Origin of the sequence: Brevundimonas vesicularis, from assembly GCF_027886425.1 — a bacterium.
Lineage (GTDB): Bacteria > Pseudomonadota > Alphaproteobacteria > Caulobacterales > Caulobacteraceae > Brevundimonas > Brevundimonas vesicularis_C.
Genome location: NZ_CP115671.1, coordinates 2,438,152 through 2,459,024 on the forward strand (window position 1 = coordinate 2,438,152; position 20,873 = coordinate 2,459,024).

Here is a 20,873-nt window from a genome sequence, read left to right on the forward strand (position 1 = left end):
CGGAACGTGATCCGCTGTGACGATTTCTAGCATTCCAGGGCCTCGGTGGCAAAGCGACGTCGCCGTGAAAGCCCGTCTCTGAAAGGACTTTCGACATGCGCGCCACCCGCCTCGCCGCCGCCCTTCTCCTGGCCTCCCCCTTGGCCCTGACCACCGCCTGCGCCGCGACCGGAAACGCGCCCCAGGCGGCCGTCGAACGCGCGCCCGTCGGCGCGACGGGACAGGCCGTTCTGATCAACGCCTCGGGCGCCAATATCGGCCGCGTCGACCTGCGTCAGGGGCCGACCGGCCTGCTGATGAAGATTGAGGCTTCGGGCCTGACGCCCGGCTGGCACGGCATCCACATCCATGCGACCGGCGAATGCGCCGCGCCCTTCACCTCGTCCGGGGCCCACATCAACCACGGCGAGCCCAAGGCTCCGCACGGCCTGCTGAACGCTTCCGGGCCGGACGACGGCGACCTGCCCAACGTCTGGGCCGGTGCGGACGGCAAGGTGAACACCGAACTGTTCACGACCCGCGCCCGGATCTCGTCCGAAGGCCCCGGCCAATGGCTGTGGGACGGCGACGGCTCGGCCATCATCATCCACGCCAACCCAGACGACCATTCGACCCAGCCCATCGGCGGCGCGGGCGACCGGGTGGCCTGCGCGGCGCTCAGCGCTAGCTGATCTTCTCTCCGAAACGGAAAGTGGCCCGCTGGACAGCGTTCAGCGGGTCTCTTTTTGCGCGAGCAGATGGCGGATCAGTTCGGTCTGCTCCTCTTGCCGTGCGGTCAGGTGTTCGACCTTTTCCAGCAGGGCCATTATCTCGATCTCGGCCTTCAGATTGACCTGATAGTCATTGCCCGCGTCCAGCCGATCCTTTGACGCCTGGCGGTTCTGGCTCATCATGATGACCGGCGCCTGGATCGCCGCCAGCATCGACAAGACCAGGTTCAGGAAGATGAAGGGATAGGGGTCGAAAGCTTCCTTGCGCAGCAGCAGGTTCAGCCCGGTCCAGATCGCCAGGAAGACGCCGAACGCGATGATGAACGGCCACGAACCGCCGAACGCCGCAACCCGATCGGCCAGCCGCTCTCCAAAGGTTTGGCGGTCGTCGAAGGTCTCGTTGATGTCTTCGGACACAGGGCGACGATCGGCGGTGCTCTGAACGACGACGGCTTCGTTCGCCGGAAGATCGTGCTTCGCCTTGCCCAGCCAGCGGCGGGAAACGTGGTCGGCGTCGAGGGGGGCGTGGTGCATGACGGGCTCCTGATACGATCAGGAACAGATCAAGCCTTGGCGGCCCCCGCACGCAAGCCCCGTTCGGCCAGGGCCACCAGGGCCACCCCGCCCATGGTGATGGCCGATCCCGTCAGAATCTGCGGCGTCAGGATGTCGCCCATGAAGCTCCAGCCGATGAACATCGACACCACCGGCGTGACCAGGAGATAGGGCGTCACCCGCCCCGCCTCGCGCCGCTGGACCAACCAAAACAGCAGGGTCGTCGCCAGCACGGACGATACGACGCCCGCCCACAGCAATGAGGCCCAGACCATGGGCGTGGCGCGCTTCACCGCCTCCCACTGGCCATGCTCGAACACCGCCGAGCCGAAGGCCATGACGGGAAAGGCCCCCAGCGCCAGCAGACCCTGCATCTTCAGTGGCGGGATGGAGGTGGTGCGACGCGCGACCACCGTGGTCACGCCCCAGGCGGCGCCGGCCGCGATGGCGACCAGAATGGCCTTCCAGTCCTGCAGCGCATGGGCGTCCAGCGTCATCCAAGCCACGCCGACAAAGGCCACGCCCATGCCGACCAAGGCCGCCTTGGACAGCCGCTCGCCCAGGATCAGGAAGGCGAACAGGGTGGTGAAGGGGATCCACAACTGGTTGGCCACGGTCACCGGGCTGACGTCTGTCGCCAGCCAGTAGGCGGTGTAGGCCAGGCCGTACTGGATCGGCCCGCCGATGATGACGATCAGCATCAGGCTCTTCCAGTCCGGGAACGGCGGCCGCACGAAGGCGATCAGACAGGCAGTGGCGATGCCGAACCGGATGGCGCCGACCAGCAGCGGCGACAACTCCTGCGTCGCCAGCTTGGCCCCGGCGTTGTTGACGCCCCACACCACGATGATCGCCACAATGGCGGCGATCTCCAGCCCTGTCAGGGCGTGAGGCCTCTTGGATAGGGGCGCGGGCGCAGGCGCAACTTCGGAACGAACGTCGGTCATGACCGCCCTATGGCACGGCGCGGCTGCCGCGTCGGCTCACTTTGAATGACCTCAGGTTTCCGCTCAGAAATCCGGCTTGGCGACCGCTCGCACCGATCGCCAAGCCAGGCACTCAGTCTTAGAACGGGATGTCGTCGTTCAGATCGTAGCTTTCCTTGGGGCCGCTCGGCTTGTTGGCGCCGCCGGTGGAGAAGCCCGAGGAATAGTCGTCATCGCCGCGACCACCGCCGCCGCCGTAACCACCGCCCGACGAGCCGCCTTCCGAGCGGCCGCCCAGCATGGTCAATTCACCCTTGAAGCGGCTGACGACGATCTCGGTCGAATACTTTTCGACGCCCTGCTGGTCGGTCCATTTGCGGGTCTGGAGCGCGCCCTCGATATAGACGGTCGAACCCTTCTTCACATAGTTCTCGACCACCTTGACGATGTTGTCGTTGAAGATGACGACCCGGTGCCACTCGGTCTTTTCCTTGCGCTCGCCTGAGGACTTGTCGCGCCAGGTCTCCGAGGTGGCGATGGAGAGGTTGGCGATGCGGTCGCCATTGGGCATGGAGCGGATCTCGGGGTCGCGACCCAGATTGCCGACCAGAATGACCTTATTGACGCTGCCCGCCATGGAAACTTCCTTCTTGTGTGAGGCGGCGACGACTTCGCCCGCCCCGTCAATTCAGTCCGATGTCTGACCGGGGCGACGGCTCATCGCCAGCCCTTTCGACAGCAAACCCGCTAAATCAGTGGATAAGCATTAACCGAATGTTCCACTTTCGTTCTGGTCACGCAAATCCTACTCCGCAGCGGGGTCGGCGGCGATGGCGATGGGACGACCCGTCTCGTCGCGCTGGATGGCGCCGGGGATGGCCAGACGGCCGTCGCCGGTGCGGGCCATGGCGAAGAAGCGGCTGCCGGTCAGGCTCTTGCCGATCTTGACCCCTTCGCGGTCGACGAAGATGAAGCGGCCCTGATAGGCGCCGGCGATTTCCTGGTTCGAACCGCCCATGCGTAGGAAGCGAAGGCGCATCTCCTCCAGCCGCGCGGCGCATTGTTCGAGCTGGGGCTGGTTGTCGGCAATTTTCTGCAGGCGCGGCGGCGCATTGTCCGGCGTCGCCACGAAGTAGCAGGCGCCCTCGGCGAACTCGTACTTGGGTTCGTTTGAGCAGGCGCCCAGCAGAGCAGTCCCGGCGATGGCGGCGAGGGCGACGAAACGCATCAGTTCATTCCCGTGAATTGGCAGTTGCGATCCTGCTCGGTCAGGGTCCTGAAACGGTTGTTGTCATTCGACTGTTCCACCCGGCGGGGCACCAGACGCAGGGTCGTATCGCCCCAGCGGCCGTATTGGGCGTCGCCCGGCCCGACGCAGGTTCCGGCGTAAAGCGCTTGAACGCACGCGTTCAAGCTCATGCTTGGCGACAGGGTGCGCCAATCGGAGCCGGTGTGGCGCAGGCAGGGGCTGCCGCTGGCCACGGGTGTGGGGCGCGGCGCAGGCGTCTGTTCGACGGAGGCCGGCGGCGGGGTCTGGGCCATCTCGACCGCGGGCAGTTCGGGCGGCGGGGCGAAGGCGGCGGTCGGGGCGGCGGCCAAGGCGCCTGTGGCGTCCAGCCCCACGTCTAGAGCGTCCGTCGCCAGGCCATTGCGCTGGGCGCAGACCGCCAAGGTCGCCATGCCGACGAACTGACCATCGACGAAGCAGCGCAGTTCCCGCGTCGGCTCCAGCGTGGGCGCCTCGGCCAGGTTGACCACCAGCCCGCCCTTGGACGCCGGCGGCGCTTCCGTCGTCTTGTCGCCGCCGCCCGCAAAGATCAGGGCGAGCACGACGGCGATGACGATCGCTACGCCGGCGCCGACCAACAGGATGACGCGGTTGTCTTTCGGAAGGGCCATGAACGGGCTTTCGCGGATGAGGAGGTCAATAACTCCGACCCGGCCTCGGGCGTCAACCGCCTTGACCCCGTCACTACCCCTATCAGGCCGTCAGGCGGCTGAGCGCGGCCTGATAGTTCGCCAGTTGCGTCTGCTGATAGGCGGTCGAGGAGCCGTTGCCGGTCTGGGTGTTGGTTATGCCGCCGGTCGAGGGCGCGAGGGAGCGGTAGGAGGACCGGACCGCCGTCATCGCCTGGGCCAGCGATTCGATCGCCGCCTTGATCGCGGCGGGATCGTTCAGGTTCAGCTTGTTCGACAGGTTCAGCCCATAGGTCTTGATCGCGTCCTTGTCCGGCTTCACCGGACCGACGAAGCCAGGCGTCAGGCCCAGCGCGCCCAGGGCGTCCTTGCCGATCGCTCCGGCGGAGATGACCGCGCCGTCCTTATTGGCCGCCGTCTTGATTTCCAGGCGCTGGACGATGGGTTTGGCCTTCAGGTCGGTGATGACCTTGGCTTCCAACTGGCGGCCAGAGGCGGCGTTGATCTTCTTGGCCAGGCTTTCCAGCGTGTCCTTGGCGTCGATAGTCACGGTGACGGCGCGGCCGCCGGCCGCAGGGCTGATCGAAAACTGATCGCCGGCGCGGGCTGAGGTGGCGACGGTCAGCAGCTTGGAATCCGCTTGCATGATCTGGCCCTGAGGCAGGCCGAGGCGGTCGAGCACGCTGGCCCCGCCCGCTGCGATGCTCAGGCTGGTCGGCTTGGCCTGATCGCCGTCCGCACGCCAGGTTCGGTTCGATTGGACCTGGCCCGTGGCGAGATCGATCTGGGCCAGATAGCCGGACGTGGGGTCGTCCTTGCCGGCGCCTTCCGCCCGGTTCGTGCCGGTGATCCAGACCTTGCCGTCCTTGATGGCGACGTCGGCAGCGGTGTCCGCGCCCGCCCCGCCGAAATAGGTCAGTTGGTCGCTCGCCGAGGCCTGAAGGTCCGCCGACAAGGTGGCGATGAAGACATCGCTGCCGCCGGCATGGGCGTTGGTCACCGTAGAGATATCGAGGTCGGTGTTTTCAGTATGGCCGGTCACCACGACCTTGCCGTTCTCAACCGATATGCCGGCGATCGCGCCGCTGGCGTAGCCAAGGTCACGCGTTGAAGCCAGGCTCGGCACGCCGTCGGCGTCCAGGGTGAAGCGGCGCACGACCGCCTTCCCGTTCTCGACGCCGGCCGTATAGAGGTCGTTTCCTGACACCGTCATGGCCTGAACGGAATCGTCGCCGCTGGTGCCGAACTGCACGGTCGCGACGTTCACGCCCACGTCCGGGCCGTTGATCTTTATCGGCTTTTCCTGGAAAGCCTGAAGATAGGAATCCCAGCCGCCCAGGGCCGCATTGCCCGGCATGGCCGATTTCGAGCGACCGGCGACATAGACCATGCCGTCGGCGCCGAAGCGAACTTCGGTCGCCTCATCGGCCGCCTTAGCCCCGCGACGCTGGGTCCACAGTTCCTGGCCTGAACTGTCGAAGACAGAGACGAAACTGTCGGCCACGGACGCGTTGTCGCCGCTCTTGCCGGGCTCAAGCGCCCCGGTCACGGATCCGGCCAGGGCGACCCGGCCGTCATCATCGATGGCAATGGAGAAGCCGTTGGCGCTGGAGGCGGCGCCGAGCAGCTTGGTCTGCATCAGATTGCCGGCGGAATCGTATTTCATCAGGGCGACATCGCGCGCGCCCTTGATCGGTTGACTGGCGTCGCCCGCCGTCAGTTCGGCGACGACCCAAACGGAGCCATCCGGCGCCACGGCGCTGGCCTTAACCGCGGCGACCCCGTCGGGCAGATCGGCGTGCCCCACCCTGCCCTCGCCCCAGAACGGATCGTCGACGCCCTGCTGGGCGGCCGGCGCCGCGCCGCCGTCGGCCTGGAACTTCAGCAGTTGGCCCGCCGTGCCGGTCTTGCCGACCCCTTGCGTCACATAGACAGCGTCGGAGGTGTCGACGGCCTGGAAGCTGATGGCTTCGCCGGTCCCGCCATTGACCTTCAACGCCCACTGATCCGGTCCGGCCGGCAGGGTGATGGTCTTGGTCCCGCTTTTGACCGTCTTCGGCTCGGCGGGGATCAACTGAGCGCTGATGCGAGTCGCGACGCCCGCGTCCTCCAGCTTGCCGTTCATATAGGCGGTAACATTGGCCAACGACCGATCGGTCGCCATCTCAGACAAGTCCATGGCGATCGCCTGCTCCCCGGCCGCCGTCTTGACGGTCACGGAGAACTTCACGTCTCCCTCGAACGCCTTAACCGAGGCGGTGGGGTCGCCGTCGTGGATGGGGGCGGTGACGAAACTGGTCGGCGCCCGTTCCAGCGCAAAGGTGCTCTTGACCGAGGTCTGGGCCACGCCCTGCACCAACCGCATGTCTTCGAAACTGGCGGTGCTCAGATAGGTCGATAATTCGGCCAGGCCTTCGCCGAAGCGCTTGGACACCAAGGCCGCTTCCGACGCGCTCAGCCCCATGACGCCAGCACGGTCGGCCAAAGCGCCCAGCGTGTTCAGGCCCTGATACAGGGCGAACATCTTGCGGTAGTCGGTGGAAGCGCCGGCCAGATCCAGGCTGACATTGCCCTCGTCGATCAGGCGACGGCCGCCCAGGGCCGCACGGACCAGGTCGCTAGCCTTCGCCGGTGTCGCCGTGGACGACCAGGGGGCCGTCGGTTGGGTCTTCTTGGTTTTGACGGCCGGGCTGGCGGTCGTGGCGGCGCCTGACGACGACGTCCCCGTCGTCGTTCCAAAAAGACCCAGCAGATAGCTGTTGTTGATCATTCAGACGGCTCCGACCCTATCGTGCGGCGGGCGTCGATAAGGAACCGTTAAGCTGTCGGATCAGCCCTTGAACAGCGACAGGATGACTTGCGGCGCCTGGTTGGCGATCGACAGGGCCTGAACGCCGAGTTGCTGCTGGACCTGCAAGGCCTGAAGGCGGGCGCTTTCCTTAGCCAGGTCCGCGTCGACCAGATTGCCGATGCCGGCCTCCAGCGCGTCCGACAGCTTGCCGACATAGGTGGTGTGGCGCTCAATCTGCTTAGACTGGGCGCCCAGTTCGGAAAGACGGGAACTCGAGGTTGCGATGGCGTTGTTGATCCGGTTCAGCGCGGCTTTTGCATCGGCCTCAACCAATAAGCTTGGCGCGTCAACAGCGGGCGTAGCCGAAGCGTCGGCCGCAAGCCCCAAGCCTGAAAGTGTCAGGTTTTGACGCTTCAGCTGGATATTCTCCTGGCCGTCCGCACTAGCGATAAAGTTCAAGTCCCCGAGCGGCGCAGGAGGTGTCGCGCCGTCCGTACGCCCTGCGAGAATGTTCTCACCATCAAAAATGGCGTTGTCTGCAAAAGACTGGATCGACAACAGAAGCGATTGAAACTCCTGGTCATACGATTTGCGAGTCGCATCGCTGGCGCTCGGGTCCGCCGCTGCGGTCGCCTTCTGCTTCAACTCGAGCAGGATGTCCGAGATCTGCTCGCCGGCCGCCAGCGACACGTCTGCGATGGACGTCGCGCGGTTCAGGCTTGTGGTGACGGCTTCGAGCGATCCCCGGTCGGCACGCTGCCCCTGAGCCACCGCCCAGACCGCGGCGTTGTCGCGCGCGCCCTGAACCTTCAGCCCCGTGTTCACCCGGCTCTGCGTCGCCGCCAACTGGTCGTTGGTGCGGTTTAGATTCTGCAAGGCGATCATCGCCGAGGTGTTGGTGTGGATGCTGGTGGTCATGGCTTCAAGCCCCCGGACGTTCTGTGGGCTACAGGGTTAACCATGAGTCGTAATCACATGGTTAACGCGCCGGAAACCATGATTGCGCCGTCCAGCGAGCCGGCGGCGTTGAAAAGTTTGAGCCCTCGCCGGTTGTCAGACGGCGGTATCGACCAGACGACCTCCACGATAGGTCGGGTCGCTGTTCAACTTCTCGACATCCTCGCGCGGCAACTGGCGGATCACCTCCCCCGTCACCCGGTCCAGAACCTTGTAGACGAAGCGGTTGTCACCCACGGCCTCGATGGTCAGTCGAAAGCGGCTGGCGTCTTCGGTGTCGTTTGCTGGTGTTCCAGCGGGAGCCAGACCTGAGGCAGTCACAGCGTTTTCTGGGGATCGGCTTACAGTAGAGACACTCGCGGCATTTTGGGTCATATCTGCCGCGCGGACCAATCCGCGCCCTTCTGAATATCAAAGAAGAGGCCGGGGCGGCCGATAACCGCCCCGGCTCAAGGCCTTATCGGAACAGGCCGAGCAGGATTTGGCTCGACGAGTTAGCGATCGACAATGCTTGCACGCCCAGCTGCTGCTTGGTTTGCAGGGCGGTCAGCTTGGCGCTTTCCTTGGCCAGATCGGCATCGACCAGGTTGCCGATACCGGCTTCCAAGGCGTCCGCCATCTTGCTTGTAAAGGTCGTCGAGCGTTCCAGCGACTTGGACTGGGTGCCCAGGGTGGCCAAGTCAGCCGTAAAGGCCTCAATGGCGGTCTGAACGTCTGCAGCCGTGGCGCCTGCAGGGGTCGCGTCCGACGGAGCGGCCACGCCGATGGTCAGAGCGGTCGCGGACGTGTCGGTGATGACATCGACCGAGGCCGTCCACAGATTCTGGCCATCGAAGTTGGCGCCGGCGAGGGCGTTGTCGATTTCCACCTGCAGAGCATCGAAATCGGCTTGCAGAGCGGTCGTCGTGGCTGTCGAACCGCCGGCCTCGATAGCAACGGCCAGCGACTTCATTTCAGTCAGGGCGTCGATGACGGTGTCACCGGCGGCCAGAGCCACATCCACAATCGATTGACCGCGTTGCAGCGACTGCTTGACCGAACCCAAGGCGCTCATTTCAGCGCGCTGGTTGGTGGCGATCGCGAAAATGGCGCCGCTGTCCTTGGCGGACGAGACAGCCATACCCGTCGAGATTCGGTTCTGGGTGGTGGAGAGCGCCTTGTTGGTGGCGTTCAAGCTTTGCAGCGCAACGTTGGCGCCATAGTTCGTGTTGATGCTGTTAGCCATTTTGGCTGTCCTTTTCACTTCGTGATGTTCGACGCCGTTTTGGCGACCGAGAGCATTTTGCCCACATCCAAGGAAGCAAATGCCGGGCCACCTCAACCGTTAACGGCGAACCAAACGAACCTTCTATATGTTTGTTTTTGCAGCATTATATTTTCGCTTAGGTTAAGCCGCACGGCAGCATTCGCCTAGCCAAAGCAAAAAATGCCGAGCACCCGGCAAAAAATGCCCGGCACGATATGCCGGACAAGCAAAATGGCAGCCGGACCAGAGTCCGACTGCCTTTCAGAACCGTGGTTTTGGAAACCTGGGCCGCTAGCTGCGGAAGAGGCTCAACAAGATTTGGCTGGAGGAGTTGGCGACCGACAGGGCCTGAACACCAAGCTGTTGCTTGGTTTGCAGCGCGGTCAGGCGAGCGCTTTCCTTGGCCAGGTCGGCGTCCACCAGATTGCCGATGCCGGCCTCGACTGCGTCCTGAATCTTGCTGTTGAAAGTGATCTGACGCTCCAGCGACTTGGACTGGGTGCCGATTGTGGCCAGGTTTGCGGTGAAGGCTTCGAGAGTCGACTGAACGCCGGCCGCCGTGGCCGTCGCAGGCGTCGGATCGATCGCAGCAGCGAAGCCGACGTCGTAGGTGGTGCCTGAGGTGTCGGTCAGCACACCCGTCTCGGCGCCGTCGGTCCACAGGTTTACGCCATCGAAGTTAGCGCCCGCCAGCGCATTGTCGATCTCTACCTGCAACGCATCATAGTCGTTTTGAAGAGCATCAGTGGTGGCGGTCGAGCCGCCGGCTTCGATGGCGACAGCCAGAGCCTTCATCTCGGTCAACGCTTCGACGACAGTATCGCCAGCCGCCAAGGCCACGTCCACGATCGACTGGCCGCGCTGCAGCGATTGCCGCACCGCATTTAGAGCGCCTAATTCGGCGCGCTGGTTAGTAGCGATGGCGAATATTGCGCCATTGTCTTTCGCCGATGCGACGTTCAGTCCCGTCGAGACACGGTTTTGCGTGCGCTCCAACATAGCGTTGGTCGCATTGAGGTTTTGCAGCGCGACCATGGCGCCGTAGTTCGTATTGATGCTCGTAGCCATTTTGGCTTTCCTGTTCACTTCGTGTGATGTGCGACGCCATTTTAGCGTCAGGAGCGTTTTGCTCGGTCTTCAGGAGAGCAAGGGCGAGGCCAGTCCAACAAGCCATGCCGGCCGCACGCCGACACTGATTTCATTGAACTTATCTCGACGGTTTGCGAAGCGACCCGGCAAGCCTGCACACCAGGCGGCAGAAGTTGCCGAGTCGTTTTTGCAGGGCGTCAGTCGCGGCGTCGCACCTGCGCGTCCTGCATCGCGCGTTCGGCCAACAAGGTCTCGACCGCGAGCCGCCGCGCCCCGTCGCAAGCGACGATCTGGGCGCCGCGCAGCAGATAGGCCGCGTCCAGATCGCCGGTCGTGGGTTCAGCCGGCAGGGTCGCCAGCGCGCACGGACGTGTCGCCGCCTCCGGCAAGACCAGTCGCGCCGGCGCAACCGTCGAGATTGGGGGCGATGCGGCACAGTTCGCCGTCATGGTCGCGCAGGCGATCAGCGCGGCGGTTGTCCAAGGGTTGATCGGCATCGTCGGCGCTCCAGGCCTGGGCGACGGCGGCCGTGGTCGCCCGGTCCGCCGCCCCCGTGGTGTGGTGATAGTGATCGACGCGCCGGGCCTGAGCCGCCACGCCCTCGGTTTCGATGCGTCTGGCCTGGGCTTGAGCGGCCGCCACGGCGGTCGCATCCCGCGCCTGAGTGCGGGAGGCCTCCAGACGCCTGTGCTGCAGGTTCAGCGGATCCCAGCGAAAGCCGAGCCCGCCCAACAGGACGAATCCCAGCGCCAACGCTGCAGCAGCGGCCGCCAACCAGCCGAGCGGCGTCAGCGCCCGCAGTATCGATCCCGCGCTCATGGAAAGGCCTTTCGATCCAGCTCGAAATGCGGCCCGTTTCGCAGCGACTTCCAGTCGCCGCCCCAGATCAGCGGCGTCTTCAGATCCAGCGCCGCCGCCTTGAACGCCTGGGTGATCCGGCCATACAGCGGCCAGTCCCATCGCACCTGGCCTTCGACCAGGGCGGCGACATCGACGGCGTGGCCCGTCAGATGCCGCGAGCGCGTCGTGCGGTTGGCCCCGGCCTTGATCAGGGCGGCCTGACGTTCGGCCGTGCGCAGTCCCTCGGTGATCATGAAGTCCACCGGCGTGCGTGTGATGGCCGCCTCGACCACCGCAGTCAGGGCCAGATGCACGCCGACCAGCCGCGCACGCGACCGGCTGGACAGACGAAAGCTCATGGTCGGCCTCCGCTGATCCGCAGCCGCGCGGTGGCGATCAGGGTGATCAACTGTTGCGCGGTCGGCGCCACCAGATAGAGCACCAGGATCAAGGCCAGCAAGCCCACCAGCCCGTCCGTGATCCTGGGCAACATCTCAGGCGTTATCCGCCCGACCGTGCGCATCAACAGCACCCACAGCCCCGCGCTGACGGCGAAGGCGTTGAGGCGACGAAATAGCCAGCGCCCCTCCGCCAAGGGGATCGCGCCCTGCCTGTGTCGGGTCATCGTTCATCCTCCTCGTCATAGGTTTCGACGGCGCAACGGCCGTCCCAGCCGGACTGGGCGCGCCATTCCCCGTCGCTGAGGCCGTCGGGCGCTTCCCAGGCCTCCGCCTCCAGCACCTCGACCGGCTCGGCCGGATGTCCGCGCCGGCTCATCCGACAACCGTGATCAGAACCGCGCCCGAAGCGCCCGAACCGCCCTGGCCGCCGAAGGTCAGACCAGCGCCGCCTCCCCCGCCCCCGGCCCCGAAGTGAGCACCAGCGCCGCCGGGAGAACCGGCTCCACTCGCCGAAGCATCGCCGCCCCCGCCCCCGCCGCCCACAATCGACAACAGCGGCTTGGGCGAGGCCTGTCCCGCAGCGCCCGCAACACCGCCGGCCGCACGAAGGCCCGACCAACCGCCGACGCCGCCCGCGCCTCCGGCATAGGCGACATCCGCTGCACTCAGACCGCCCCCTGCCCCGCCGCCGCCCGGCCCGTCCGAGCAAAGGGTTTCTGAGCCCATCGTCGCCGTCGCGGTCGTCGAAGAGCTTCCGCCGGGGTTGGCGAACCGTTGGCCGATACCGCCTGCTCCACCCACGCCAGAGCCGCCTGCGGCGCCGCCCGTCGCGCGTAACAGGACCATGTCGCCTGTCGCGACCTCGCTATCGCCGCCCGAAACGCCACTGATCCCGCCGGCGCCGACCTTGACCGACAGGACGCCCTCCAGATCGTCCGCCGACCATCGCGCGAGGCTCAGCCCGCCGGCGCCGCCTCCGCCGCCGCCGAGACGCGACGCACCAGCCGCACCCGCCAGCCCTGCGCCCCCCCCCGCCGCCGCCGCCGCCGCCCACGCAGGTCGCCTCGACCCAGCACGCCCAGGCCGGCAGGGCATAGTCGTCATCGCTGGTGAACAGCGTCGTCTCACGCCGGACCGCCCCCTGGTCAAAGGCGATACGCCCCGTCGCGCGATCCACGCGCCACACCGACCGCCATGTCCCAGCGTCATCGCAGACCTTGAGGCTCAGATCGTCGTCGCCGATCAGGCCCAACTCTGCGCGAGCGGCGTATCCGCTCTGAAACAGCAGCGACAGGACATCGCCCGCCGTCGCTTTGTTCAGGGTCAGGCGAAGGTCGCCGTCGCCGCCTTCCTCCTCGCCGCGCGCCGTGAACAGGGCGGCGTTGATCTTGGCCGCCAGGGGATTGGCTTCGTCGGCGGACGTCCCGAGACCCAGCCGCGTCAGGCCCTGCGCCTTGCCCAGTCGCTGTCCCAGCGCGACCCAGCCCCCCTCGGCCCGAACCACCACGACGCCTTCGTCCAAAACGCCGGCGATCATGCCGTCCGACGTCGCCACGGCGGTCCAGCCGCCGCCCTCGAACCGCATCAGGATTCCGACCGGCCGCCCGGCCCAGGCTGCGCCTTCGGCCTCTTGCGGCAGGATATAAAGATCGCCATCCGACGCATCGGCCGGCTGGATCGCCGTCGTGCGACTGATCACCGCCGTCTGCAACAGGGCGTCCAGCCGGGTCAGGGCCGTATTAAGGGTCACATGTTTCTGCATCTGCCCCGCCGCCAGATAGGGCAGGTTCAGACGCGCGCTGAAATCGTCGCTCATTCTTCTCTCCGTTGTCGTGGAGATCAGTCTGGGCGCAGCCCTTCCTCAGGCCGGGAGACGGTCGGTGATTTGAATCAGGTCCTTGATTTCAGACGGCTTAATTGCGGAGAAAACGATGGCTAGGCCGCCTCAGCCAGCGCATCTCAATCTTGCAGATAGATGATCCGCTTCAGCGTCTTGTCGTTTTGCACGCGGGCCTCGTGCATCTCGTGGTTGCCGGTGGCGCGCGCATTGGCCTCGGTGTCCTCGACCCAGTGGGTGCTTTCGATATGTTTTTGCAGCGCCCGCGCCGCCATCAGCTGTCCGGGAAAGAAGGTATCGACGATGTCGCCTGCGATCGGCACCGTCCCAGTGGCGGTGTCGATGGCCATATAGGCCCCCATGCGCGCCAGCGTCGCCGGCGTCGCCTTGGCCCGCACGGCCTGAAGCATCAGCCAGCCGCCCGTCCCGACCGTGTATGCCGTGCCGACGACCGGCACCCAGGTCAGCATGGCGTCCAGCCCCATGCCGAACGGGCCGATGCCGATGACCCGGTCCGACAGTTTCTTGACGCCCTCGACATTGGACCAGATGTTCTCGATATCCCGGATCGACCGTCTGGCCATGTCGCCCTCCAACGCGTCGCCTTAACGCTGGGCGAGGCTTCCTGTTCAATCCGAGAGATACGTCTTCGATGACCCTGATCAAGCTGGCGGCGAATGTGACGGCGAGCGCCCTGCTGCTGGGCTTGGCGGCTTTCGGCGTAGCGGCGCTCAGCGGCATCGGCCATCGCTGGGTGGATATCCTGGCGCAGTTCACATCGCCGGTATTGCTGGCGGCCGTCGGCGTGACCGTGGCGTGTCTGCTCTTTCGCCTATGGCCGGCCTCGATCGTCGGTGGACTGGCGTGCGTGGTGCTGGCCCTGTCGGTCTGGCCGCAATGGACGCCGACGAAGGGCGTGCCCGTGCCTGACCAGCCGATCGTCCGGGTCTATTCGGCCAATCTGTATGTGTTCAACACTGATGTCGCTGCCATGCGCCGGTCCATCGCGGCCGCCGACGCCGACATCCTGGTGCTGGTCGAGTTGGGGCAGGCCCCGGCCTCGCGGCTGGACCAGTTGCTGCCGGACTATCCCCATCGTGTTCTGATCGGCCAGGCGCGCGCCGGCGACCACGCGCGCTCGATCATCGCCTCGCGGTATCCGATCCTGCAACGCCTGCCCGAGCGTCCCGACGGCCTCAGCGCCGTGGGGGCAACGGTTCAGACGCCCATCGGCCCGATCAACGTCTTTGGCGTCCACCTGACCCGACCCTGGCCTTATCAATATCAGTGGGGCCAGATCACCCAGGTCATGGCCTTGGCCGAGCGCATGAAGGCCGCGCCAGACCATCCCGTCATCGCCGCCGGAGATTTCAACAGCGTCTCCAGCGCCCGGATCGGCAAACAGATTCAGTCCGACTTGGGCCTGATCCCCGCGCCCGGCTGGCCCGGCACCTGGCCCAGCCAGATTCCCGCCTTCGCCGGCATCACCATCGACCAGGTCTATCGCTCGCCGGATCTGGCCCTGATCACGCGCCACCTGGGCGAGCCGACGGGATCCGACCACCGCCCCGTCGTCACCGAGTTCACCCGCGCTCAGCCGCCGCGATAAGGGTCTTCAGCCGCGCCTCATGCCCCTCGGCAGGGAAATCGTCAGCGACCCAACCGTCCTCGAACGCCTTCAACACCCGCCCAGTCTCCGGCCCCGGCTTCAGGCCCAGAAGCGCCAGATCGTGGCCCCCGACCGGCATCTTGGGCGGCGACCAGTCGGCGGCCAGCGCCCGCAGCCGCGCGCCATCGCCCCGTCCGGCCGCCTCGGCGCGCATCAGCCGATCCTCGAACACCCTGCGTCCCAACCTGTAGATCGCCGCCCGCGCCTCGGCGTCGCTCATCGTCGGCGAAACGGCAGGCCCGTCCGCCACCGCCGCCGCCAGCCGATCTCGCACCGCGTTCGACAATCTCAGACCACCCGCGATCTCCGTCACAGCCCCCGCATCGGCCGGAAGCAAGGCCGACACCCGCATCACCGGATCGTCGGTCAGGTCACACATCGCCTCGAACAGCGCTAGCGGTTGCGCCTGCGGCAGCGCTTGAGCCAGCACGCCGGTCTCGGCCATCGCCCGCACCGCCGCACGCGGATCGGGCGCCGCCAGCAGTTTCAACACCTCCTTGGACACCCGCTCGGCCGACAGCTGCGCCATGCCGCCCTTCAGCGCCGCGCACGCCGCCAATCCGACCGCGTCCGGCTCACCCCGCCCGTACCAGGCGTAGAACCGGAAGAAGCGCAGGATGCGTAAGTAGTCCTCGCGGATGCGCGTCTCCGCCTGTCCGACGAAAACGATGCGTCCCGCCGCCGCATCCTCCAACCCGCCGCCGGTTGGATCGTACACCGTCCCTGCCGCATCGGCGTAAAGGGCGTTCAGTCGGAAATCCCGCCGCGCCGCATCCTCGGCCCAGTCCTCGGTGAAGGCGACCACCGCGCGGCGCCCGTCCGTCTCCACATCACGACGCAGGGTCGTGATCTCATAGGGACGCCGCTCCGACACGCCCGTCACCGTGCCGTGCTCGACGCCGGTCGGCACGGCCTTCAACCCCGCCGCCTTCAGCGCTGCGATGGTCTCTTCAGGCCGCAGGCGCGTGGCGATGTCGATGTCGTCGACGGGCTGCCACAGCAGACTATTCCTCACGCAGCCGCCCACGAACCGTGCGCAGCCCGCACCGCCCGCCGCTTCCAGCGCCCGCATCACCGCCCGCGTCGCCTGGCTTTCCAGCCAGGGCTGTCCCTTCACAGAGACGCTCATGCCGCATCCTCATCGGCCGCCGCCTCTGGCACAGCCTCGTCGCCATACAGCCGCACGTGCAACGCCTTCAGAATCCCCGCCGTCACGCCCCAGATGTAGCGCTCGCCCCAGGGCATGGCCCAGAACCAGCGCCGCAAGCCTTCATCCAGATCGTAAAAGTCGCGACGGTGGTTGGCGGCGTCCATCAGAAAGTCCCACGGCGTTTCGAACACCTCGGCGACCTCGTCCGGCGACGGCGTCGTGACCGGCGCCTCGCGCAGCCAGCCGATAACCGGGGTGACCAGAAATCCGGTCCCCGTCTCATAGGCGTCCGACAGGCCCAGCACCTCGACCGCCGCCGGGTCCAGCGCCACCTCCTCGTCCGCCTCACGCAGCGCCGCCTGAACTGCGGTCTCGCCAGGATCCAGCCGACCGCCTGGGAAGGCGATCTGCCCCGTGTGCCGCGCCAGGGTGTCCGCGCGCCGCGTCAGCAGCACGGTCGCCCCCTCGGGCCGCGCCACGATGGGGATCAGCACCGCCGCCGGCCGAAGCTCCTTGGCCGTCCGTGTCGCCTGCGGATTTAGGTCGAAGTCTGACCGCGCCGCGACCAGTTCAGGCCGCCACGTCTCGACCGGCGCCAGCCGATCGACCAGCCGCGCCCTTAAGGTCTCCAGGCTCACGTCACCGCGCCCAGCGAGAAGACTTGGCCGCCTGACCGAACGACCAATCGTCCATCGACCTCTTGGGCCATCTCGACCATTTCATAGAAGACCGACCGCGCGATGCGCGCCCACAGATCGTGGCGCACATGAATGCGCGGCGCCGGCTCGCCCGTCGTCGGATCGGTTTCGACGACGATGGGATCCGCTTCGCTGGCCCTCACCTCGTCGCCGACATCGGTGGTGAAAATCAGGGCGTCGCCCTCCCGACGCATCGCGACAGCCCGGAACGGCAAATCCTCGACGGTGATCTTCAGCTTTTCGACCGGCGTGACCAGGTGATAGCCGTCCGGCTCCTTCCTCAGCACCGTCGAGAACAGCCGCACCAGTTCCCTGCGGCCAATGGGCGAGCCTTCGTGCATCCAGACGCCGTCCGCCCGGATGACGATATCGATGTCGCCGCAATGCTCGGGATGCCAGAGGTGGACCGGCGGCAACCCCTTGCCGGGCGCCTGTTTGGCCGCCTCGGCGACAGCGTTCAGTCCTGACTTGGGATTATCCATCCCCCTGACTTAAGCCCCGCGAACCGGGCGGGAAAGGGTCAGCCGATGCGAACCGAGCCCGAAACCTGATCCACGCCGGTCCCCAGCCACAGAACACGACGACGATCCACAGGTCCGGGCAGGATCGCCTCAGGCGCAGGGGCGAATCCGAACCGCTCGAAATAGGCCGCGTCCCCGACCAGCAGCACGCCGCCGACGTCCAGCGTCCGTGCCTGATCCACGCATGCCTGAACCAGTTCGGCGCCCAGTCCGTCGCTCCGGCGACCGGCGTCCACCGCGATCGGTCCCAAAAAGAGCGCCGGGGTGTCTCCAACCACGACCGGCCATAGCCGCACCGAGCCCACCACGTCCCCGTCGCGCTTCACGACAAAGCCCGCGCTTGGCTGCGAGCCTTCACGCAGACGCTCGGCCGTCTTGGCAAACCGTCCCGGCCCGAAGGCCGCCATGACCATTGCATCCACGCCTTCGGCGTCGGTCGCAGTCTCGGCTTCGACACGGCTTACGGCCGGAGGTATGGAAAGGGCGTGCGACATTGGCGCGCGCACCTAGAAGCAAAGCTGCGCCAAATCAAGGCAAGGCCTTGCGACGACCGCTTAACCCGCCTTCGAAAAGTCCGGCGCCCGCTTCTGCGTAAAGGCCATGAAGGCCTCCATCGCTTCGGGGCTCTTCATCTGAGAGCCGAAGGCTTCACCCTCCCGCTGCATCAGCGCCCATAGACCTTCTGCGTCACGCATCAGCCGTTTGGTCTTGCGGATCGAGTTGGGCGCGCGGGCCGCCACTTTGGCCGCCAGGTCCGCCGCCGTCGCCTCGACCTGATCGGCCGGGACTGCGCAATTGGCGATGCCCCAGGCCAGGGCCGTCCGGCCATCCAGCGGCTCGCCCAGCGCAAACAGTTCGAAGGCCCGCTGATGACCGATCACGGCCGGCAACAACAGGCTGGACGCCGCCTCCGGCGCCAGGGCCAGATTGACGAAGGGCACGGACAGCAGCGCATCTTCGGCCACCACCACCAGATCGCAGTGCAGCAGCATGGTTAGGCCGATCCCGACCGCGCGTCCCTTCACGGCAGCCACAGCCGGCTTGTCCAGATCCGCCAACGCCTTCAGGAAACGAAACACAGGCATGTCGCCCGGCCCCGCCCCTTGCGAGCCCAGGGCGATGAAGTCCTGAATGTCGTTGCCGGCCGAGAAGCTGTCGCCCTCCGCGCGCAGCAGCAGCACCCGCACCGCATCGTCGGTCCGCGCCCGCTCCGTCGCCTCGGCCAAGGCCGAATACATGGCCTGGGTGATGGCGTTCTTCTTGTCGGCCCGGTCCAGGGTGACGGTCAGGACGCCGTCGGCCAGTTCGCTGCGGATATGTTCGCTCACGTCGTTTCCTCGTCCTGTGCGACGGCGCTCCACCAGTCGACGCCGCTCTCGTCCCGCTTCCGCGTCGCGCGGCCGCGTTTTTCCAGATAGTTCAGGTGCGCCTGGGCCTCGCCCGTGGCCATGCCCAGCACCCCGTCCCCGACCGCTCGACCGAAGACGGCGGAGAAGCTGTCGATCACCCTAGACGGTTGACGCAACGTCCGCTCAAGCCGTTTCAGCGCCACCTCATGCCCCCGCTTTAGAGCGTCGAGCCGCGCATGAACGCCGTAGAAGGGCTCGCCATGCGCCGGCAGGACGAAAGCGCCCTCCGGCAACATCCCCCTCAGCTTATCCAGCGAGTCCATCCAGTCGCCCAGCGGATCGGCTTCAGGCTCTGTCGACCAGACCGAAACATTAGACGAAATGCGAGGCAGGATCTGATCTCCGGCGATGAAGACGTCGTCCGACCGCCGCCACAGGCAGACATGTTCCGGGCTGTGGCCTGACCCGACGACCACCGTCCAATCGTCGCCGTCGATCTGAACGATGTCGCCGTCGGACAGTCGCAGATAGCTGCGCGGCATTGTCGCCACGCCCTTGCCGAACCCGCCGTATTCCGCCCGCCAGCGCGCGATCTGCTCATCGTTCCACCCGGCCGCACGATAGTGGCGCTCGCCGTCCGCAGGCGCATCACCCGCCTCCTCGGCCATCAGCATCCTGGCGGTCACATACTCCAGTCGCGACATCAGCAACGGCGCGCCCGACCGCTCACATAGCCAGCCCGCCAAGCCGATATGGTCGGGATGCATATGGGTGCAGATCAATCGCGTCACGGGCCTGCCGCCTAGCGCCGCATCCAACGCCGTCTCCCACGCTGCGATGGTCGCCGCGGTCTTTAGTCCCGTATCGACAACGACCCAGCCGTCGCCGTCCCGGATCGCATAGACATTCACATGGTCCAGCTGAAACGGGAGGGCGAACCTCAGCCACAGCACGCCGGGCGCGACCTCGATCGCCTCGCCCGCGCCGGGCACGGCGTCGAACGGATAGGTCAGGCCCCGCCCATCCTTCGCGGCCGTCGCCGACGCCGTTCCATCAGCCAAGTCAGTCTCCAATCGAAACGCGCAGATACTTAGCCCGCGTCCCTCGCCGCCGTCCACACTCGCCTTGACCGCGTGCCAATACGACGTCACGTAGTCGGTAGTGAGAAATCTGGGTGTCGATATGAAAGCTCGAATATTCGCCGCAGCGACAGCGCTCGTTTTCAGCGCGATTTCCGTGTCTGCCTTTGCGCAAACGACGCCGTCAACGGGGTATGGGCCTGCAGGATCTCGAAACGGGATCGAAGCCCCCAGCGAACGGGTGACACCGTCGCGTGTTCAGCGCCCCAGCAACAACCAACCGCGACGCGAGCGTCAACCGGCACCGCCCACGGCAGAAGAGATTTTGGCGGCCGCGCAGCAACAAGCCACCTTGGCCAGCGCCAACTGTCAGGTCAGTGAAGCCAAGCTGCTTGGGCAAACCGCCGACAAGACGTCGGTGTATGAGGTAGCCTGCGCCACGGGTCCTGGCTTCATCATCGAATCGAAGACACCACCGTCCGCGACCAGCTGCATTGCACTCGCCTATTCGGCGCGCGTGGCACGGGAACGCGATCCCGCCGCCGATGTCGGCCTGCAATGCACGATCGCCGCCAACACGGACACCGACAAGTTCTTGCGCGAGTACGCCCAACAGGCCGGCGTTCCTTGTGCGGTCGATCAGACCAAGGTGCTGGGACAGTCAAACGGCGGTGTTGTCGTCTACGAAATCGGGTGTTCCGACGGTCCGGGCTTCTGGATCAGGCAAGACGCCGGCGTTTGGAGCAAGACGCCGTGCCTTCAGGTCCTGGCCGAGAACGGCGCCTGCGAATTCACGACCACGGCCGAAAACGCCAACTACGTGAAAACGCTCCTCGCTGGCTCGGAAGCCGCATCCTGCAACGTCGTCGAAGCCCGTCTGATGGGGCAGAACGCAAACGGCATGTTCTATGAAGCCAAGTGTGAAGGGGCCGATGGCGTCATCGCCCGCGTGAACGCCGAAAACGCGGTTCAGCAAATCTACCCTTGCGTCACGGCCCAGCGGATCGGCGGCGGCTGCAAGCTGACGACGGCTCCGGCCACTGCTGCGGCACCCGCCGGCGGTCGCCTCTAAGCCAGCCAAAAGACTGATCGAAGGGCCGTCGGAGCGATCCGGCGGCCCTTTTCTTTTGCGCCCTCT

The 20,873-nt window shown here is 66.1% G+C and carries 26 protein-coding genes; 3 read left to right on the top strand and 23 right to left on the bottom strand.

What is annotated here, in order from left to right:
• The first annotated feature begins 95 nt into the window (after positions 1-95).
• Positions 96-671 carry a superoxide dismutase family protein gene (locus tag PFY01_RS12490; RefSeq protein WP_271041513.1) on the top strand — a complete coding sequence of 192 codons (576 nt, stop codon included), beginning with the start codon at positions 96-98 and terminating at the stop codon, positions 669-671.
• A gap of 39 nt (positions 672-710) precedes the next feature.
• Here the strand turns inward: PFY01_RS12490 and PFY01_RS12495 are convergent, their stop codons facing one another.
• The 17 genes from PFY01_RS12495 to PFY01_RS12575 all read right to left on the bottom strand — a co-directional run bounded on the left by PFY01_RS12495 (position 711) and on the right by PFY01_RS12575 (position 13,853).
• Positions 711-1,244: a DUF1003 domain-containing protein gene (locus tag PFY01_RS12495; protein WP_271041514.1), complete on the bottom strand. Its 534-nt coding sequence runs from the start codon at positions 1,242-1,244 to the stop codon at positions 711-713.
• 29 nt (positions 1,245-1,273) lie between these two features.
• Positions 1,274-2,212: a DMT family transporter gene (locus tag PFY01_RS12500; protein WP_271041515.1), complete on the bottom strand. Its 939-nt coding sequence runs from the start codon at positions 2,210-2,212 to the stop codon at positions 1,274-1,276.
• 118 nt (positions 2,213-2,330) lie between these two features.
• Positions 2,331-2,828, bottom strand: coding sequence for a single-stranded DNA-binding protein (ssb, locus tag PFY01_RS12505; protein WP_017504124.1), 498 nt, complete (start codon positions 2,826-2,828; stop codon positions 2,331-2,333).
• Positions 2,829-2,996: 168 nt separating this feature from the next.
• On the bottom strand, positions 2,997-3,419 hold the full coding sequence (locus PFY01_RS12510; protein WP_271041516.1) for a hypothetical protein: 423 nt from the start codon (positions 3,417-3,419) through the stop codon (positions 2,997-2,999).
• Complete coding sequence (locus PFY01_RS12515) at positions 3,419-4,090, bottom strand: hypothetical protein (protein ID WP_271041517.1); 672 nt, start codon at positions 4,088-4,090, stop codon at positions 3,419-3,421. The genes PFY01_RS12510 and PFY01_RS12515 overlap by 1 nt, the downstream gene beginning before the upstream one ends.
• Before the next feature lie 82 nt (positions 4,091-4,172).
• A complete protein-coding gene (locus tag PFY01_RS12520; protein ID WP_271041518.1) occupies positions 4,173-6,878 on the bottom strand; it encodes a transcriptional regulator in 2,706 nt (901 codons plus the stop codon).
• Positions 6,879-6,938: 60 nt separating this feature from the next.
• Complete coding sequence (locus PFY01_RS12525; protein ID WP_271041519.1) at positions 6,939-7,817, bottom strand: flagellin; 879 nt, start codon at positions 7,815-7,817, stop codon at positions 6,939-6,941.
• Between the two features lie 135 nt (positions 7,818-7,952).
• The gene (locus tag PFY01_RS12530) at positions 7,953-8,177 is read right to left on the bottom strand and encodes a hypothetical protein (protein WP_271041520.1); all 225 of its coding nucleotides are present in this window, start codon (positions 8,175-8,177) and stop codon (positions 7,953-7,955) included.
• A 136-nt stretch (positions 8,178-8,313) separates the two neighbouring features.
• Positions 8,314-9,081 carry a flagellin gene (locus tag PFY01_RS12535; protein ID WP_271041521.1) on the bottom strand — a complete coding sequence of 256 codons (768 nt, stop codon included), beginning with the start codon at positions 9,079-9,081 and terminating at the stop codon, positions 8,314-8,316.
• 312 nt (positions 9,082-9,393) lie between these two features.
• A complete protein-coding gene (locus tag PFY01_RS12540; RefSeq protein ID WP_271041522.1) occupies positions 9,394-10,170 on the bottom strand; it encodes a flagellin in 777 nt (258 codons plus the stop codon).
• Positions 10,171-10,530: 360 nt separating this feature from the next.
• Positions 10,531-11,010 carry a hypothetical protein gene (locus PFY01_RS12545; RefSeq protein WP_271041523.1) on the bottom strand — a complete coding sequence of 160 codons (480 nt, stop codon included), beginning with the start codon at positions 11,008-11,010 and terminating at the stop codon, positions 10,531-10,533.
• Positions 11,007-11,390, bottom strand: coding sequence for a M15 family metallopeptidase (locus tag PFY01_RS12550; protein ID WP_271041524.1), 384 nt, complete (start codon positions 11,388-11,390; stop codon positions 11,007-11,009). The genes PFY01_RS12545 and PFY01_RS12550 overlap by 4 nt, the downstream gene beginning before the upstream one ends.
• Positions 11,387-11,656, bottom strand: coding sequence for a hypothetical protein (locus PFY01_RS12555; protein WP_271041525.1), 270 nt, complete (start codon positions 11,654-11,656; stop codon positions 11,387-11,389). Before PFY01_RS12555 ends, PFY01_RS12550 begins: the two co-directional genes overlap by 4 nt.
• A complete protein-coding gene (locus PFY01_RS12560; protein ID WP_271041526.1) occupies positions 11,653-11,808 on the bottom strand; it encodes a hypothetical protein in 156 nt (51 codons plus the stop codon). The genes PFY01_RS12555 and PFY01_RS12560 overlap by 4 nt, the downstream gene beginning before the upstream one ends.
• Complete coding sequence (locus PFY01_RS12565; protein WP_271041527.1) at positions 11,805-12,278, bottom strand: hypothetical protein; 474 nt, start codon at positions 12,276-12,278, stop codon at positions 11,805-11,807. Before PFY01_RS12565 ends, PFY01_RS12560 begins: the two co-directional genes overlap by 4 nt.
• Before the next feature lie 19 nt (positions 12,279-12,297).
• Complete coding sequence (locus PFY01_RS12570) at positions 12,298-13,248, bottom strand: DUF2793 domain-containing protein (protein ID WP_271041528.1); 951 nt, start codon at positions 13,246-13,248, stop codon at positions 12,298-12,300.
• A 143-nt stretch (positions 13,249-13,391) separates the two neighbouring features.
• Entirely contained in the window at positions 13,392-13,853 is a 462-nt protein-coding gene (locus PFY01_RS12575) for a DUF4112 domain-containing protein (protein ID WP_271041529.1), read from the bottom strand.
• A gap of 68 nt (positions 13,854-13,921) precedes the next feature.
• On the opposite strand from PFY01_RS12575, the gene PFY01_RS12580 reads away from it, so the two are divergent.
• On the top strand, positions 13,922-14,878 hold the full coding sequence (locus PFY01_RS12580) for an endonuclease/exonuclease/phosphatase family protein (RefSeq protein WP_271041530.1): 957 nt from the start codon (positions 13,922-13,924) through the stop codon (positions 14,876-14,878).
• Here PFY01_RS12580 and PFY01_RS12585 read toward each other — a convergent pair.
• Genes PFY01_RS12585 through PFY01_RS12610 form a run of 6 tightly spaced genes read right to left on the bottom strand, consistent with a single transcriptional unit; the run spans position 14,853 to position 19,717 of the window.
• Complete coding sequence (locus PFY01_RS12585) at positions 14,853-16,067, bottom strand: CCA tRNA nucleotidyltransferase (protein ID WP_271041531.1); 1,215 nt, start codon at positions 16,065-16,067, stop codon at positions 14,853-14,855. The genes PFY01_RS12580 and PFY01_RS12585 overlap by 26 nt on opposite strands.
• The gene (locus PFY01_RS12590; RefSeq protein WP_271041532.1) at positions 16,064-16,726 is read right to left on the bottom strand and encodes a CoA pyrophosphatase; all 663 of its coding nucleotides are present in this window, start codon (positions 16,724-16,726) and stop codon (positions 16,064-16,066) included. Before PFY01_RS12590 ends, PFY01_RS12585 begins: the two co-directional genes overlap by 4 nt.
• Positions 16,723-17,268, bottom strand: coding sequence for a DUF1285 domain-containing protein (locus PFY01_RS12595; RefSeq protein WP_271041533.1), 546 nt, complete (start codon positions 17,266-17,268; stop codon positions 16,723-16,725). The genes PFY01_RS12590 and PFY01_RS12595 overlap by 4 nt, the downstream gene beginning before the upstream one ends.
• A gap of 38 nt (positions 17,269-17,306) precedes the next feature.
• Positions 17,307-17,801 (bottom strand): GNAT family N-acetyltransferase, encoded by a 495-nt coding sequence (locus PFY01_RS12600; protein WP_271041534.1) that lies wholly within the window; start codon positions 17,799-17,801, stop codon positions 17,307-17,309.
• A 60-nt stretch (positions 17,802-17,861) separates the two neighbouring features.
• Positions 17,862-18,635 carry an enoyl-CoA hydratase gene (locus PFY01_RS12605; protein ID WP_271041535.1) on the bottom strand — a complete coding sequence of 258 codons (774 nt, stop codon included), beginning with the start codon at positions 18,633-18,635 and terminating at the stop codon, positions 17,862-17,864.
• Positions 18,632-19,717, bottom strand: a complete 1,086-nt coding sequence (locus PFY01_RS12610; RefSeq protein ID WP_271041536.1) for an MBL fold metallo-hydrolase — start codon at positions 19,715-19,717, stop codon at positions 18,632-18,634. The genes PFY01_RS12605 and PFY01_RS12610 overlap by 4 nt, the downstream gene beginning before the upstream one ends.
• A 100-nt stretch (positions 19,718-19,817) precedes the next feature.
• On the opposite strand from PFY01_RS12610, the gene PFY01_RS12615 reads away from it, so the two are divergent.
• Positions 19,818-20,807, top strand: a complete 990-nt coding sequence (locus tag PFY01_RS12615; protein WP_271041537.1) for a hypothetical protein — start codon at positions 19,818-19,820, stop codon at positions 20,805-20,807.
• The last annotated feature ends 66 nt before the right edge of the window (positions 20,808-20,873 follow it).

Coding starts and splice junctions, on each gene's coding strand:
- PFY01_RS12570 (WP_271041528.1), bottom strand. CDS start 13,248: ATGAGCGACGATTTCAGCGCGCGTCTGAACCTGCCCTATCTGGCGGCG.
- PFY01_RS12525 (WP_271041519.1), bottom strand. CDS start 7,817: ATGACCACCAGCATCCACACCAACACCTCGGCGATGATCGCCTTGCAG.
- PFY01_RS12595 (WP_271041533.1), bottom strand. CDS start 17,268: ATGGATAATCCCAAGTCAGGACTGAACGCTGTCGCCGAGGCGGCCAAA.
- PFY01_RS12580 (WP_271041530.1), top strand. CDS start 13,922: ATGACCCTGATCAAGCTGGCGGCGAATGTGACGGCGAGCGCCCTGCTG.
- PFY01_RS12500 (WP_271041515.1), bottom strand. CDS start 2,212: ATGACCGACGTTCGTTCCGAAGTTGCGCCTGCGCCCGCGCCCCTATCC.
- ssb (WP_017504124.1), bottom strand. CDS start 2,828: ATGGCGGGCAGCGTCAATAAGGTCATTCTGGTCGGCAATCTGGGTCGC.
- PFY01_RS12555 (WP_271041525.1), bottom strand. CDS start 11,656: ATGACCCGACACAGGCAGGGCGCGATCCCCTTGGCGGAGGGGCGCTGG.
- PFY01_RS12575 (WP_271041529.1), bottom strand. CDS start 13,853: ATGGCCAGACGGTCGATCCGGGATATCGAGAACATCTGGTCCAATGTC.
- PFY01_RS12565 (WP_271041527.1), bottom strand. CDS start 12,278: ATGGTCCTGTTACGCGCGACGGGCGGCGCCGCAGGCGGCTCTGGCGTG.
- PFY01_RS12600 (WP_271041534.1), bottom strand. CDS start 17,801: ATGTCGCACGCCCTTTCCATACCTCCGGCCGTAAGCCGTGTCGAAGCC.
- PFY01_RS12540 (WP_271041522.1), bottom strand. CDS start 10,170: ATGGCTACGAGCATCAATACGAACTACGGCGCCATGGTCGCGCTGCAA.
- PFY01_RS12560 (WP_271041526.1), bottom strand. CDS start 11,808: ATGAGCCGGCGCGGACATCCGGCCGAGCCGGTCGAGGTGCTGGAGGCG.
- PFY01_RS12550 (WP_271041524.1), bottom strand. CDS start 11,390: ATGAGCTTTCGTCTGTCCAGCCGGTCGCGTGCGCGGCTGGTCGGCGTG.
- PFY01_RS12490 (WP_271041513.1), top strand. CDS start 96: ATGCGCGCCACCCGCCTCGCCGCCGCCCTTCTCCTGGCCTCCCCCTTG.
- PFY01_RS12515 (WP_271041517.1), bottom strand. CDS start 4,090: ATGGCCCTTCCGAAAGACAACCGCGTCATCCTGTTGGTCGGCGCCGGC.
- PFY01_RS12495 (WP_271041514.1), bottom strand. CDS start 1,244: ATGCACCACGCCCCCCTCGACGCCGACCACGTTTCCCGCCGCTGGCTG.
- PFY01_RS12520 (WP_271041518.1), bottom strand. CDS start 6,878: ATGATCAACAACAGCTATCTGCTGGGTCTTTTTGGAACGACGACGGGG.
- PFY01_RS12535 (WP_271041521.1), bottom strand. CDS start 9,081: ATGGCTAACAGCATCAACACGAACTATGGCGCCAACGTTGCGCTGCAA.
- PFY01_RS12545 (WP_271041523.1), bottom strand. CDS start 11,010: ATGAGCGCGGGATCGATACTGCGGGCGCTGACGCCGCTCGGCTGGTTG.
- PFY01_RS12585 (WP_271041531.1), bottom strand. CDS start 16,067: ATGAGCGTCTCTGTGAAGGGACAGCCCTGGCTGGAAAGCCAGGCGACG.
- PFY01_RS12510 (WP_271041516.1), bottom strand. CDS start 3,419: ATGCGTTTCGTCGCCCTCGCCGCCATCGCCGGGACTGCTCTGCTGGGC.